The sequence below is a fragment of the Nonomuraea sp. NPDC049646 genome, assembly GCF_044465525.1.
Lineage (GTDB): Bacteria > Actinomycetota > Actinomycetes > Streptosporangiales > Streptosporangiaceae > Nonomuraea.
In genome coordinates this window covers 36632-49905 of sequence record NZ_JBITLU010000033.1, presented here as the reverse complement: position 1 = coordinate 49905, position 13274 = coordinate 36632, and the positions used below count along the sequence as shown (strand labels likewise).

13 protein-coding genes are annotated in these 13274 nt (G+C 73.6%); 6 read left to right on the top strand and 7 right to left on the bottom strand.

The features are described from left to right. The first annotated feature begins 150 nt into the window (after positions 1–150). Entirely contained in the window at positions 151–930 is a 780-nt protein-coding gene (locus ACIBQ8_RS49885; RefSeq protein WP_397195732.1) for a putative hydro-lyase, read from the top strand. On the opposite strand, the gene ACIBQ8_RS49880 is transcribed toward ACIBQ8_RS49885, so the two are convergent. Continuing rightward, a complete protein-coding gene (locus ACIBQ8_RS49880) occupies positions 839–3112 on the bottom strand; it encodes an excinuclease ABC subunit UvrA (protein ID WP_397195731.1) in 2274 nt (757 codons plus the stop codon). The two genes, ACIBQ8_RS49885 and ACIBQ8_RS49880, sit on opposite strands and share 92 nt — an antisense overlap. A 51-nt stretch (positions 3113–3163) precedes the next feature. On the opposite strand from ACIBQ8_RS49880, the gene ACIBQ8_RS49875 reads away from it, so the two are divergent. Further along, positions 3164–3784, top strand: coding sequence for a TetR/AcrR family transcriptional regulator (locus ACIBQ8_RS49875; RefSeq protein ID WP_357987058.1), 621 nt, complete (start codon positions 3164–3166; stop codon positions 3782–3784). Here the strand turns inward: ACIBQ8_RS49875 and ACIBQ8_RS49870 are convergent. Then, positions 3709–4353, bottom strand: coding sequence for an AAA family ATPase (locus ACIBQ8_RS49870; protein ID WP_397195730.1), 645 nt, complete (start codon positions 4351–4353; stop codon positions 3709–3711). The genes ACIBQ8_RS49875 and ACIBQ8_RS49870 overlap by 76 nt on opposite strands. A gap of 85 nt (positions 4354–4438) precedes the next feature. Between ACIBQ8_RS49870 and secY the strand changes: the two genes are divergently transcribed. Further along, positions 4439–5728 carry a preprotein translocase subunit SecY gene (gene secY / locus ACIBQ8_RS49865; RefSeq protein WP_397195729.1) on the top strand — a complete coding sequence of 430 codons (1290 nt, stop codon included), beginning with the start codon at positions 4439–4441 and terminating at the stop codon, positions 5726–5728. Positions 5729–5767: 39 nt separating this feature from the next. On the opposite strand, the gene ACIBQ8_RS49860 is transcribed toward secY, so the two are convergent. The 3 genes from ACIBQ8_RS49860 to ACIBQ8_RS49850 form a co-directional block, all read right to left on the bottom strand. Beyond that, on the bottom strand, positions 5768–6484 hold the full coding sequence (locus tag ACIBQ8_RS49860; protein WP_397195728.1) for a response regulator: 717 nt from the start codon (positions 6482–6484) through the stop codon (positions 5768–5770). Between the two features lie 137 nt (positions 6485–6621). Next, positions 6622–7845 carry a sensor histidine kinase gene (locus tag ACIBQ8_RS49855; RefSeq protein WP_397195727.1) on the bottom strand — a complete coding sequence of 408 codons (1224 nt, stop codon included), beginning with the start codon at positions 7843–7845 and terminating at the stop codon, positions 6622–6624. A 278-nt stretch (positions 7846–8123) separates the two neighbouring features. Continuing rightward, positions 8124–9029: a phosphotriesterase gene (locus ACIBQ8_RS49850; RefSeq protein WP_397195726.1), complete on the bottom strand. Its 906-nt coding sequence runs from the start codon at positions 9027–9029 to the stop codon at positions 8124–8126. Between the two features lie 149 nt (positions 9030–9178). On the opposite strand from ACIBQ8_RS49850, the gene ACIBQ8_RS49845 reads away from it, so the two are divergent. Both ACIBQ8_RS49845 and ACIBQ8_RS49840 read left to right on the top strand, forming a co-directional pair. Further along, the gene (locus tag ACIBQ8_RS49845; RefSeq protein ID WP_397195725.1) at positions 9179–9634 is read left to right on the top strand and encodes a TIGR02611 family protein; all 456 of its coding nucleotides are present in this window, start codon (positions 9179–9181) and stop codon (positions 9632–9634) included. Between the two features lie 72 nt (positions 9635–9706). Beyond that, positions 9707–10636, top strand: a complete 930-nt coding sequence (locus ACIBQ8_RS49840) for a hypothetical protein (RefSeq protein ID WP_397170953.1) — start codon at positions 9707–9709, stop codon at positions 10634–10636. Here the strand turns inward: ACIBQ8_RS49840 and ACIBQ8_RS49835 are convergent. Together ACIBQ8_RS49835 and ACIBQ8_RS49830 are read right to left on the bottom strand one after the other, a co-directional pair. Next, positions 10631–10951 carry a co-chaperone GroES gene (locus ACIBQ8_RS49835; RefSeq protein ID WP_352327236.1) on the bottom strand — a complete coding sequence of 107 codons (321 nt, stop codon included), beginning with the start codon at positions 10949–10951 and terminating at the stop codon, positions 10631–10633. The genes ACIBQ8_RS49840 and ACIBQ8_RS49835 overlap by 6 nt on opposite strands. Positions 10952–11040: 89 nt before the next feature. Further along, the gene (locus ACIBQ8_RS49830) at positions 11041–11964 is read right to left on the bottom strand and encodes an endonuclease/exonuclease/phosphatase family protein (RefSeq protein ID WP_397195724.1); all 924 of its coding nucleotides are present in this window, start codon (positions 11962–11964) and stop codon (positions 11041–11043) included. 55 nt (positions 11965–12019) lie between these two features. Here ACIBQ8_RS49830 and ACIBQ8_RS49825 point away from each other — a divergent pair, with 55 nt between their 5' ends. Beyond that, entirely contained in the window at positions 12020–13273 is a 1254-nt protein-coding gene (locus ACIBQ8_RS49825; protein ID WP_397195723.1) for an ArgE/DapE family deacylase, read from the top strand. The last annotated feature ends 1 nt before the right edge of the window (position 13274 follow it).

The following is a 13274-nucleotide window of genomic DNA, read 5'->3' as shown; positions in this document are numbered from 1 at the left end:
TGTGGTCCGGTGCTCGCTGTGGTCCGGTGCTCGCTGTGGTGCGGTGGTCTGGGGGTGCGGCTGGTGTGGAGTGCTCGTGTGGTGGGGGTGTGGGGGTACGTGGTGGGTTGCTTTGTGGACCCCGTGGGCTGGTCGCCATAGTGTCGAGAGGTGGACGTCGCCACCTTGACCCCCGCCCAGGCGCGGGCCCGCTTCCGCGTCGGCGAACGGGTGCCCACCGCGGGCTGGTGCCGCGGCTGGACGCAGGCCAACCTGATCGCCGTGCCCGCCGCCCTGCGGTACGAGCTGCTGCTGTTCGCCCACCGAAACCCCCAGGCCTGCCCCGTGCTGGACGTGGGCGAGCCGGGCGCCTGGTCGACCGCCCTGTTCCGCGGCGACCTGCGTACCGACCTGCCCGGCTACCGCCTCTACCGCGACGGCGAGCCCTTGGCCGACCTGGACGAGGTGACCGGGCAGTGGCGGGCCGACCTCGTGCCGTTCCTCATCGGCTGCAGCTTCACCTTCGAGGCGGCGCTGCTGGCCGCCGGCGTCCCGGTACGGCACCTGGAGCAGGGCAGGAACGTGCCGATGTACCGCACGAACGTGCCGTGCGAGTCCACCGCCTCGCTGTCGGGGCCGCTGGTCGTCTCGATGCGGCCCGTCCCGGAGGAGCTGGTGCCAAAGGCCGTCGAGGTGAGCGGCAGGTATCCGCGGGTGCACGGCGCGCCCGTGCACGTGGGCGACCCGGCCGCGATCGGCGTGCTCGACCTGGGGCGTCCCGACTTCGGTGAACCGGTGGAGCTGCGGCCGGGGGACGTGCCGCTGTTCTGGGCCTGCGGGGTGACGCCGCAGGCGGCGGTCATGGCGAGCGGCGTGGAGTACGCGATCGGTCATCTTCCCGGTCACATGGCCGTGCTGGACGTCCGGGACGACGACTATCGAGTGACTTGACCAGATATTTCGCGGTATAGGTGGATGCTTCGGTCAGTTGGGCCGGGGTGCCCTCGAAGATGACCTCGCCGCCGTGCCGGCCCGCCTCGGGGCCGAGGTCGATGACCCAGTCGGCGTGCTTGACCACGTCGAGGTCGTGCTCGACGACGATGACCGTGTCGCCGCCGTCCACCAGCCGGTCGAGCAGGGCCAGCAGCGTGTCCACGTCGGCCATGTGCAGCCCGGTCGTCGGCTCGTCGAAGACGTACACCTGGCCGCGCTCGCGCATCCGGTGCGCCAGCTTGAGCCGCTGCCGCTCCCCGCCGGACAGCGTGCTGAGCGGCTGCCCGAGCGTCAGGTAGCCGAGCCCCAGCGCGCCGAGCCCGCCGATGCCCGGCAGGTCGAACAGGCCGGCGGCCTCCTCGGCCGTCATCGCCAGCACGTCCGCGATCGTGCGGCCCTCCACCGTGTACGACAGCGCCTGCTCGCTGTACCGGCTGCCCCCGCACGCGTCGCACACCCGGGTCACCGGGTCCATGAACGCCAGGTCCGTCCTGATCTCGCCGCGCCCCTTGCACACCGGGCACGCCCCCGCCGAGTTGAAGCTGAACATGCCCGGCCGCACCCCGTTCGCCCGGGCGAACAGCCTGCGCAGCGGGTCCATGGCGTCGAGGTACGTCGCCGGGGTCGAGCGCGGCGAGCCGCCGATGGCCGACTGGTCGATGAGCACCACGTGCGGATGCCGGGCGACCAGTTCCTGGCGCATCAGCGTGCTCTTGCCCGACCCGGCCACGCCGGTGACCGCGGTGAGCACGCCGAGCGGCACGCGTACGGTGACGTCCTTGAGGTTGTGGGCGTTCGCGCCCTCGACGGTCAGCCAGCCGGCCGGGGCGCGCACGGCGTCCTTGAGCCCGGTGACCCGCCGCAGCATGCGGCCGGTCAGCGTGCCGCCGGACGTCAGCGCCGCCACCGTGCCCTCGAACACCACCCGGCCGCCCCGCGTGCCCGCGCCCGGCCCCATGTCCACCACGTGGTCGGCCAGCTCGATCAGGTCGCGGTCGTGCTCGACGACCAGCACCGTGTTGCCCTTGTCGCGCAGCTCGACCAGCAGGTCGCCGAGCCGGTGGACGTCGCGCGGGTGCAGCCCCACGCTGGGCTCGTCGAAGATGTACGTCATGCCGGTGAGGCTGCTGCCCAGGTTCCGCACGGTCTTGAGCCGCTGCGCCTCGCCGCCCGACAACGTCGGCGTCCCGCGGTCGAGGCTGAGGTAGCCGAGGCCGATGGCGTCGATCCGGCGCAACGACTCCACCGCCGCCTCCGCCACCGGGTCGCCCAGGCCCTCCAGCACGCCGATGAGGTCGGTCACCTCCATCGCGCAGTGGTCGGCGATGGACAGGCCGTCGATGCGCGAGGCCAGCGCGGCCGCGTTGAGCCGCCGGCCGCCGCACTCCGGGCACGTGGCCTGCCGCACGTACGGCGCCGCCGCCTTGTCGAGCTGGTCGAGGTCGCGCTTGAGGTGGACCCGCTCGAACCGGGTGACCAGCCCCTCGTAGGTGTTGGTGTACTCGCCCCGGCTGACCTTGAAGCCGCCGCCGTACAGCAGCAGGTCGCGCTCCTGCGCCGTGAAGTCGCGCAGCGGCTTGTCCGGGTCGAACAGCCCCGACCTGGCGTAGAGCTGCCACACGTACGACCCGGGCGGCGCCATGCGGATCGCGCCCTCGTTCAGCGAGAGGTCCTCGTCGAGCAGCTTGCCGACGTCGGCCTCCACCTTCTTCCCCAGACCATCGCAGACCGGGCACATGCCCTGCGGGTCGTTGAACGAGTACGCCGTCGCGGGCCCCGCCGACGGCTCGCCGCGCCGCGAGAACAGCACCCGCAGGATCGCGTGCACCTCGGTCATCGTGCCCACGGTCGAGCGGGCGCCGCCGCCGACCGGCTTCTGGTCCACGATCACGGCGGCGGTCAGGCCGGACATGCGCTCGGCGCGCGGCCGCTCGTGCTTGGGCAGCCGGTTCCTGACGAACGCGCTGAAGGTCTCGTTGAGCTGCCGCTGCGACTCCGTGGCGATGGTGCCGAACACGATCGAGGACTTGCCCGACCCCGACACGCCGGTGAACACCGTCAGCCGCTCCTTGGGCAGCCGTAGCGAGACGTCCTTGAGATTGTTCTGCCGCAGGCCGATCAGCTCGATGTCGCGCGACACGTGTCACACCCCCATAGCTTTGGCTACTACCTATAGCCTAAGCTAATACATGTGGCAGACATTCCCGACCGGCGAGCACGACGGCGAGCCGAGACGCAGGCCGAGATCCTCGGCATCGCCCTCGACGTGATGGCGGAGGAGGGCGTCGCGGGGCTGAGCCTGGCGACCGTGGCCAGGCGGCTCGGCATCCAGCCGCCGTCGCTGTACAAGTACTTCCCGTCCCGGCACGCGGTCTACGACGCCCTGTTCAGGCGCGGGCAGGAGGGCTACCTGGAGGCCGTGCGGCGGGGGGCCGAGCCGCACGAGCCGGGGCTGGCGGCCATGGGGCCGTCCCTGGAGGCCGGAGCGCGGTGGATCATGGAGAACCAGGTGCTGGCCCAGCTGATGTTCTGGCGGCCGGTGCCGGGGTTCGCGCCATCGCCCGAGGCGTACGCGCCCGCGCTTGCCGTCCACGAGCACTTCGCCGAGCTGATCAGGGCCGCCGTCGAGCGCGGCGAGCTGCATCCCGACGCCGCGGGCGAGGAGGGGCTGGCCCTGGCCGCGAGCCTGATCGCCGGGCCCGTGTCCCAGCAGCTCAGCAACGAGCCGGGCGCCTCCTACGAGGAGGGGCGGTTCACCCGGCTCGTCCCCCGGCTGCCGGCCGTGTTCGCGGCGGTGTACCCGCCGCCGTGAGCTGTTCGCGGCGGTGTGCCCGCCGCCGTGAGCTGGTCGCCGACCGGCGGTGCGCCCCGCCGGTTGTCGATCTCCAGGTGCGGGACGACGGGCGGCTCGTCCACCCGGATGTTCCGCAGGTAGTCGGCGAAGGCCGCCAGCTTGCCCGCGTCCCTGGCCAGGCCGCGCGCCTCCAGCCGGGCGCGCAGCGTCGGCCCGTCCGAACGCACCCACAACAGGCGCACGGGCGGGCCGCCCAGCTCCGCCACCCACCGCGCCCACCGCCCCGCGTCGTGCACCTGCGCGGTGAACGGGCCGTCGAGCAGCACCGGGCAGCCGTGGCCGCGGATCTGCGCGGCGATCCTGGTCAGGCCGGTGTACTCGTGGTGCTTGACGTGCCGGTCGTACCAGGGGCCCTCGCGCTCGCCCTGGTCGCGGCCGTGGGCCCGCAGGACCTCCGCCACCAGGTCGCCGTAGACGGTGTCCTTGTCCAGCAGGGCCGGCACCGGCGACAGGCGGGCCAGCAGCTCGGCCGCCACCGTGGACTTGCCCGCCCCCGGCGGCCCGCTGATCACCCACACCGTCGTCATGCGCCCAACCTACGCGGATCTGCGTACGCGGGTGCCTCGCCTGGGCGGACGACGTCCGGCGCGCCCGCGGACAGACTTCCTGCTCATGCTGACCGTCTTCGCCAGAGCGTTCCGGGTGCCGGAGCTGCGCAGGAAACTGCTGTTCACGTTGGGGCTGATCGTGCTGTTCCGCCTCGGCCAGATCATGCCCGCCCCCGGCGTGGACGTCGTGGCCGTGCGGCAGTGCGTGGGCTCGGCGAGCGGCGGCGTCTTCGACATGATGCAGATGCTCAGCGGCGGCGCGATGCTCCAGCTCTCGGTGTTCGCGCTGGGCGTCATGCCCTACATCACGGCCAGCATCATCCTGCAGCTGTCCGCCGTCGTGGTGCCGCGGCTCGACACGCTCAGGAAGGAGGGGTCCAACGGGCAGGCGCGGATCACCCAGTACACCCGTTACCTGACCGTCGGCCTCGCCGTCCTGAACGCCACCACCGTCGTCACCCTGGCCCGGTCGGGGAACCTGCTGCCCGGCTGCGCCCGTCCGCTGCTGCGCGACCAGGGGCTGCTCGCGGTGACGGTGATCGTGGCGACGATGGTCGCGGGCACCTGCGTGGTCATGTGGATGGGCGAGCTGATCACCGACCGGGGGATCGGCAACGGCATGTCGATCCTGATGTTCACGCAGGTCGTGGCGGTGTTCCCGGGGTACATGGCGAAGATCTTCGTGCTCACGCCGTTCGGGTTCGCGGTGATGCTGGCGGCCGGGCTGTGCCTGGTGGCGGCGGTGGTGTTCGTCGAGCAGGCCCAGCGGCGGGTGCCCGTCCAGTACGCCAAGCGCATGGTGGGGCGGCGCATGTACGGGGGGAGCAGCACGTACATCCCGCTCAAGGTGAACCAGGCGGGGATCGTGCCGGTGATCTTCACCTCGTCGCTGCTCTACGTGCCGACGCTGGCCGCGCCGCTGCTCGGCGCGGAGGCGGGCGCCTGGGTCTCGCGCAACCTGACCGCCGGAACCCATCCGCTCTACATGAGCGTGTACGTGCTGCTGATCGTCTCCTTCGCCTACTTCTACGTCGCGATCACCTTCAATCCCGTCGAGGTGGCCGACAACATGCGGCGGTTCGGGGGGTTCGTCCCGGGGATCCGGCCGGGCGCGCCGACGGCCCGCTACCTGGCGTACGTGCTGTCGCGGCTGACCGCGCCCGGAGCCCTCTACCTCGGCGTGCTGGCGCTGCTGCCGCTGGTGGCGTTCGCGATCCTGCGCGACCCCGGCACCCAGCAGAACTTCCCGTTCGGCGGGACCAGCGTGCTCATCATGGTCGGCGTCGGGCTGGACACGGTCAAGCAGATCGAGGCCCAGCTCCAGCAGCGCAACTACGAGGGCTTCCTGCGGTAGACCGCAAGCCCGGTCCGGCTCCGGGGGCGCGGGGCCGGCTCAGACGGGCGGCGCGAGCCCGGCCCGCATGGCGAACACCACGAGCTGGGCCCGGTCGCGGGCGCGCAGCTTGACCATGGCCCGGCTGACGTGCGTGCGCACAGTGTCGGGGCTGATCACCAGCTCCCTGGCGATCTCGTCGTTGGACCGGCCCGTCGCCACCCACGCCACCAGCTCGCGCTCGCGCGGGGTGAGCGTGCCCAGGCCCTCGACGGGCTCGGCGCCGCCGCGGCCGAACAGGCCGATGACCTTCCTGGTGATGGACGGCGACAGCAGCGCCTCGCCCGCCGCCACCACGCGCACGGCGTTGACCAGCTCGTCGGGCGCGCTGTCCTTGAGCACGAACCCGCTCGCCCCGGCCTGGAGGGCGGCGAAGACGTACTCGTCGACGGCGAACGTGGTCACCACGACGACCCGGGTGCCGGCCAGCGTGGGATCGGCGGCCACGGCGCGCAACGCGGACAGGCCGTCGGTGCCGGGCATGCGGATGTCGAGCAGCAGCACGTCGGGACGGGTACGGCGGATCAGGTCGAGCGCCGCCGCGCCGTCGGCCGCCTCGCCCACGCACTCCATGCCGGGCTCCCGGTCCAGCAACGCCCGCAGCCCCATCCGCACGACGGCCTGATCATCGGCGACCGCCACCCTGATCGGGCGCTCCCCGGCGTCTGCGGGGGGCAGGGCGGCCGTCCCGGGCCGGGCTGTGCCGGGGGCGTGCATGTCCGGGCCTGTCTGGAAGGGGGCTGGACCGGGGGCGTGCGGGTCAGGGCCTGGCGGGAGCGAGCCTGAGCCGGAGGTGTGTGCGTCCGGGCCTGTGTGGTGGGGGCCTGGGGGGTGGGGGCCTGGGGTGGGGGTGGTCATGCTTCGTACCGGGGGAAGCGGGCGGTCACCTGGAAGCCGCCGCCCTCGCGGGGTCCGGCGGTGAGCCGGCCGCCCGCCTCGGTGACGTGGGCGCGCATCCCGGCCAGCCCGCGCCCCTCGGCGGCGCCGGTCCAGCCCGCGCCGCGGTCGGCCACCTCCAGGACGAACCCGCACGGGCCGTCGGCCACGCGTACCGAGGCCCTGGTCGGGCCGGCGTGCCGGAGCACGTTCGTGAGGGACTCGCGGACCACCCGGTAGACGGCGTCCCTGAGGTGGGCGGGCACGGCGGGATCGGCGGGCTCGACGTCGACCGGCAGGCCCGCGGCGCGTACGCCCGCGACGAGACCGGGGAGGTCGGCGGCCGGGGGGTCGATGCCGTCGAGCGCGGCGCGCAGGTGGGCCAGGGCGGTGGTGCTGGTCTCCCTGATCGCCCGCAGCGAGGCCCGTACCTGCTCGGGGTCGTCGTCGAGGGCGACGAGCGCGAGCCCGGCCTGCATCGCGATGGCGGCCAGGCCGTGCCCGGCGGCGTCGTGCACCTCCCCGGCGATCCGCGCCCGCTCGGCCGCCACCACCTCAGCCGCACCAAGGGCACCCCCCGACCCTCCGAACCCAGTGCCCTGCCCGGCCACGCCCCCCACCGCATGCGGGGCGGCGTCCGGCGTGTGCGGGGTGGTGGTCGCGAAGGCGTCGGTGGCGGCGGTGGGGCGGGCGGGACGAACGGTGGCGGCGGGGTGGGCGACCGCGGGCGCCGGGATCCCCCAGGCCGCACCCACCGGCCACGCCCCCCGCCCGGAAGCCGCATCCCCAGCCCCCGGACCGCACAGCGCCCCGCCCCCAGCACCAGGCACACCCGTGACGACAGCGGACGGCGTCGAGGCGTGGGACGCGAACGCGGACGGCGACGCGGTGTGCAGGCCGTGCGGGGACGGCGGCGTGCTGTGCGCGCCGAGCGGGGACGGCGACGCGGTGTGCGGGCCGAGCGCGGACGGCGGTGGGGCGGTGTCGGAGGCGTGGGAGGAGGGCGGCGGCTCGGTGTCGGCGGCGGCCGCCGCTGCCGCGGCCCTGGCCTGCGCGAGACCGCTGAACGACCACGGGACGGCCAGCCACCCGGCCCAGGCCAGCATGACGACGACCGGGATGTCACCCACCCGGCTCAGGCGCGACAGCGCCGCGAACGGCCTGCGCAGGCGCCCGCCGCGTTGCGTGTGCTCGCTCACCATCCCCCACCCGGCCAGGCTCGTGTCGCCCCGATCCTAGCGAGTTCTGGGCGGCACGGTCCGATCACCGCCGACCCGGCCGCCCCGAAACGATCTTGACGAAGGGGCCCCGATCAGCCCCCCCGGGCACGCATGCTCCTCGACGAGCGACTGCTTGCCGGTCAGGCTCAGCACACCCGGTCGGCCTGCCGGTGCGGGGGCGCGGCCGGGGTTCGGTCGGTCTGCTGGTGCGGTGGTACCGGTCCGGGTCGGTGCGTTCCGTCGGGCGCAGGTGGGGTGGGTTAGCGCATGCCGTCGGTCAGCCAGCGCAAGGGGTTGTCGTGGGTGATCAGGCGGATGACGTCCTCGCCGGTGCCGGCCTCCCGCAGGCGGGGGAGCAGGCTGTGGAACAGGTGGGCGTAGCCGCAGCCGCCGTACCGCTGGACCTGGGCCACGCGGCTGAGGCCGGTGCTGAGGAGCAGGCGGTCGGCGTGGCCGTCCTCGATGAGGCCGAGTGCGATCCTGGCCGCCTGGTCGGGGCCGAGCGCCAGGACGCTGAGGCTGACGTACGCGCCCGCCTCGGCGATCTTGCGGGCGCCGCCCAGGTCGCCGGAGTAGGCGGCGGCCACGCGGGAGCCGGGCAGGTTCTCGCCGAGCAGGATCTCCAGCAGCGCCAGGGCGTTCTGGCCGTGGGTGGCGACGGGCAGGCGCGACTGGCGGGAGGCGCGGGCGGCGGCGCGCAGGCAGCGCTCCTCGCGGGCGGTGGGCTCGGCGCCCCAGCTGCCGACCTCGCCGATCACGCCGGGGAAGACGCCCGTGCCGTCCACGCCGCTGGAGATCTCGGTCATCAGGCGCCGGGTGAGCTGCTCGACGTCGTCGTCGCCGACGTCGGTGAACGGCTGGGCGAAGAAGCCGGTCGAGGCGATCACCGGCACCCGGCTGCCCGCCGCGATGCGGGCCAGGGCGGCGGCGTCGCGGCCCATGCCGAGACAGGTCAGCTCGACCACCAGGTTGAGCTCGTCGGACTGGCGCAGCTCGCGGAGCTCCGCGGTGACAGTGGTCTCCTCGTCGAGCCAGCGGTGGGGGTCGGAGTCGATGCCGACCGCCCAGCGCATGTCGTTGCGCAGGTGCTCGTGGGGGAGTACGGCGCCGTTCACCGCTGCCGCGCGGATGGGGCCGGTGACGGTGCGAAGGATGACCTCGGGCATAGCAGACATTAACCGATAGTTGCCGGAATCCCCTCCCTTCTGGCGGGAAATTTTACTCTTCGTCCTGTTTGGCGACCTGCTAGTGGTCTGCAAGTGTTCCTGTCGATGTGAGCCGTATCCTGAGAGGCAGCCGACGACACGGGGGAGACGTGCCGATCCAGAACTCCGAGACGGGCGACGCCGACGTGATGAAGGACGAGGCCGCCGAACAGTCCGCCATGCCCGCCCGCCGCAGCGGTCTGAAGGGGTGGCTCGACGGCGTACGGTCCACCCGCGCGGGCGCGCTCACGCTGAAGATCGTGGTCGGCGTCATCGGCGCTGTGATGGTGATCGGCGGCCTGATCATGGTGCCGTTCCCCGGGCCCGGCTGGCTGGTGGTGTTCGCCGGGCTGGCGGTGCTGGCCACCGAGTTCCACTGGGCCCACCGGGTGCTGGAGTTCGGCAAGCAGACGCTGCACGCCTGGACGCAGTGGTACAAGCGGCAGGGCTGGACGGTGCGCATCCTCGTGCTGCTGGTGACCGTGGCCGCCGCCGCGGTGATCGTCTACTTCGGCATGCTGACGCTCGGCATCGACCTGCTGGAGATCGCCCAGCGTTTCGTCTAGTTCCGGAGGGGCTTTCAGACCGGGTCGTTATCGTTCCCGGAATCGCCGCCTTTCCCTGCCTATTCTGCGGGCGTGCTCGCTCACCTCGCCGTCGCGCTGTCGCTGACGTTCCTCGCCCCGGCCGCCGCTCGGGCGGACCTGACGTTGCCGGAAACCGGCGGCATGAAATATCACGAGAAATCGGGCGACCCGGTCCGGCTCAGCGCGTACGGCCTCGGCACCGGGCGCACGTACCTGCGCGCCGCCACCGGCGACGCCTTCACCCGGCAGAAGGGGCTGTCGGAGGTGGCGGTCTCGCCCGACGGCCGCCTGACGGCCGGGGTGCCGTCGTCGTACCGGGCGGGCTACGACTCCGTGGTCGTCACCGACCGGGCCACCGGCAAGACCGCGCGGATCCGTACCGTCAAGAAGCCCATGACGGCCGCCTACGCCTCCTGGTCCAGGGACGGCAGGAAGGTCGCGCTCACCGTCGAGCAGAAGAGCGGCGGGACCTGGCGGGTGCTCGGCTTCACGGTGGTGGACGTGCGCGCGGGCACCGCGAGCACGGTCCGCGTCGCGGGCCTCGCCCGGCGGGCCGGCTTCTGGTGGAGCCCCGACGGCAACCTCGTCAGCATGTACGGCGCCGGCCTGCGCGTCTACCGCCCCACGGACGGCGCGGTGCTGCGCACGTACGCGGACGTGGGCCTGCCGACCGGCCCCGAGGACTCCTACGCGCCCTCGGGCAAACGCCTGACGACGTGGTGCCCCTCGCGGTTCAAGGAGCAGGTGTGCCTGATCGACCTGGCCACCGGCACGATCGCCCAGCGCGTGGCCGTCAGGCCGGAGGCCCTGTTCGGCTGGTGGGACGACACCCACCTGATCGCCGTCACGACGGCCGGGAGGAGCCGCCGCCTGGCGGTGCTCGACCTGACCGGCCGGACGACGCGGGTGCTCGCGGACGTGCCCGCCGCCACCTGGGCCGCCGAGCTGTGGCTCAACTTCGCCAGGACCCCCGTGTCATAGGTACAGGCCCGTGCCGTGGTCGGTCTCCTGGGTGGCCACCGCGTGCAGGTCGCGCTCGCGCATGACGAGGTAGACCCGCGCGTGCACCTCGACCTCGAACTGGTCTTCCGGGTTGAACAGCACCTTGTCGCCGACCTTGACCGCGCGCACGTTCGTGCCGACGCCGCAGACCTCGCCCCACGCCAGCCGGTTGGCCATCTTGACCGTCGCGGGGATGACGATGCCGGAGCCGCTGCGCCGCTCCTCGGCCTCCTGCTCCAGCCGGATCATCACTCGGTCGTGCAGCATCTGAATCTCGAACTTGGGCGCTTCCACGGGTCACAGTTTACGAGCCGCCGCAGCTCCGGAATCCCGCGATCGTCCCAGGTCCCGCCCTGCCCCGGCGCCGGGGCACGAGAGCGGGGTCAGGGCAGCAGGAGCTCGGCGTACACCGGGCGGTGGTCGCTGCCGACCGGCGCGAGCACCCGGAAGTCCCGCACCGCCATGCGGTCGGCCGCCAGCACGTGGTCGATCGTCACGCCGGGCAGCGGCCCCCACCCGCCCCACGTCGTGGACAGGCCCCGGCCCATGGCGTCGGCCGCGTCGCGGTAGCCGGCGGCCAGCAGCTCGCGCAGCGGGAGGTGGTCGAGGGTGGCGTTGAAGTCGCCGGCCAGCACGCGCAGCCGTCCGTCGCCGCGTGGCAGGCGTTCCAGCCCGGCCAGCCAGCACGGTTGCCTGCCCAACCGCTTGGGGGCGCACGGATGCACCGAGACGATCTCCACCCGGGCCCCGCCGGGATGTTTCAGCACGGCCGTGGCCTGGCCGAACCCGCCCGCCTTGATCAGCTCGCCGGCGGTGAGGGGGTGGCGGGCGTACACGGCCGAGCCGCCCGCCCCCTCGGCGGGCCGCGTCACCGCGTACGGCAGCAGCTCGCGCAGCCCCGCCGCCTCCAGCCGCCGCTCGGCGAGGGGCGTGAACTCCTGCAACGTCAGCACGTCCGGCCGCAGCGACCTGACCTGCCCGGTCAGCTCCGTCGCGTCGGCCGTCCCCACCAGCAGGTTGGCGGCCAGCACGCGCAGCGCCGCGCCACGGGCGGCCGGCGCGGGGTCGGGCACCGCGCGGGGCAGCACCGTGACGCCCAGCGCCAGCACCGTGACCAGCGCGACCGCCCCCGCCGCCCACCGCCGCAGCAGCCCGGCGAGTGCCAGGCCCAGCGCCGCCCCTGCCGCCGCGTGCGGCGTGAACGCGACCACCGGCACCCACGGCCAGTCCGGCTCGAACCCGCTCAGCCGCACCGCCGCCCAGAGGGCGAACGGCGTCACCGCGATCCAGCTCATCCAGGTACGCACGTCCTGTATTGCCATATGTCGTGAAAGGCGTTCACGGCGTGAGAAAGTGTGCTCCATGCGCGACGTGGAAGCCAGGGTCCTGAACGCCATCGACGAGGCGGAGACCGTCGGCCTGCTGGCCGAGACGGTGCGCGTCCCGAGCGTCACGGGCACCGACGCCGAGTCCGACCTCCAGCACCGCTTCGCCCGCCTGCTCACCGAGGCCGGCCTGGACGTGGACGTCTGGAAACTCGACCTCGCCGACCTCACCGCGCGCGCCGGCTTCCCCGGCACCGAGGCCCCCAGGCAGGAGGGTTACGGCGTCGTCGCCGTGACCGAGGGCGAGGGCGTGCCGGCGCTGGCCCTCCAGGGCCACGTCGACGTCGTCCCGACCGGCGACCTGGCCAAGTGGGCGGGCAGCGACCCGTTCGCCGCCCGGATCACCGGCGACGTGCTGCACGGCAGGGGCGCCTGCGACATGAAGGCCGGCCTGGTGGCCAACCTGGCCGTCGTCCGGGCGTTGAGGCGGGCGGGGGTGCGCCTGGCCAGGCCGCTCGCGGTGCACTGCGTGATCAGCGAGGAGGACGGCGGCCTCGGCGCGTTCGCCACCCTGGCCAGGGGCCACACGGCGGAGGCCGCGGTGATCACCGAGCCCACCAGCGGCGCGGTCATCACCGCCAACGCCGGCGCGCAGACCTTCCGGCTGGAGATCGCCGGCCGCGCCGCGCACGGCGCCACGCGGTACGAGGGCGTCAACGCGATCGAGGTCTTCTGGCCGGTGTTCGAGGCGATCAGGCGTCTGGAGGCCGACCGCAACCGGGACGTGCCGGAGCTCTTCGGCGACAACCCGATGCCGTACCCGATCGAGGTCGGCACCGTGCGGGCGGGCGACTGGGCGAGCACCGTGCCCGACCTGCTGGTCGCCGAGGGACGTCTCGGCGTGCGGCTGGACGAGGACCCGGCCGCGGCGCGGGCGGCCTTCGAGGAGGCCGTCGCCTCGACCGGACACCCGTGGCTGCGGGCCAACCCGCCCACGGTGACCTGGCCGGGCGGCCAGTTCGCCAGCGGCCGGCTGCCCGCCGGGCACGAACTGCTCGGCGCGGTCAACGAGGCCGTCGCCGACGTCGCGGGCCGCCGTCCGGCCGAGGCCGCCGCGCCGTACGGGAGCGACCTGCGCCTGTACGCGGCCGGTGGCGTCCCGACCCTGCACTACGGCCCGGGGGACGTCCGGTTCGCGCACGCGCCCAGGGAGCAGGTCGAGCTGGCCGAGCTGCGCGAGGTCACCCGCGCGCTGGCGCTGCTCGCGGTGCGCCGCTGCGGCGTCCGCTGAG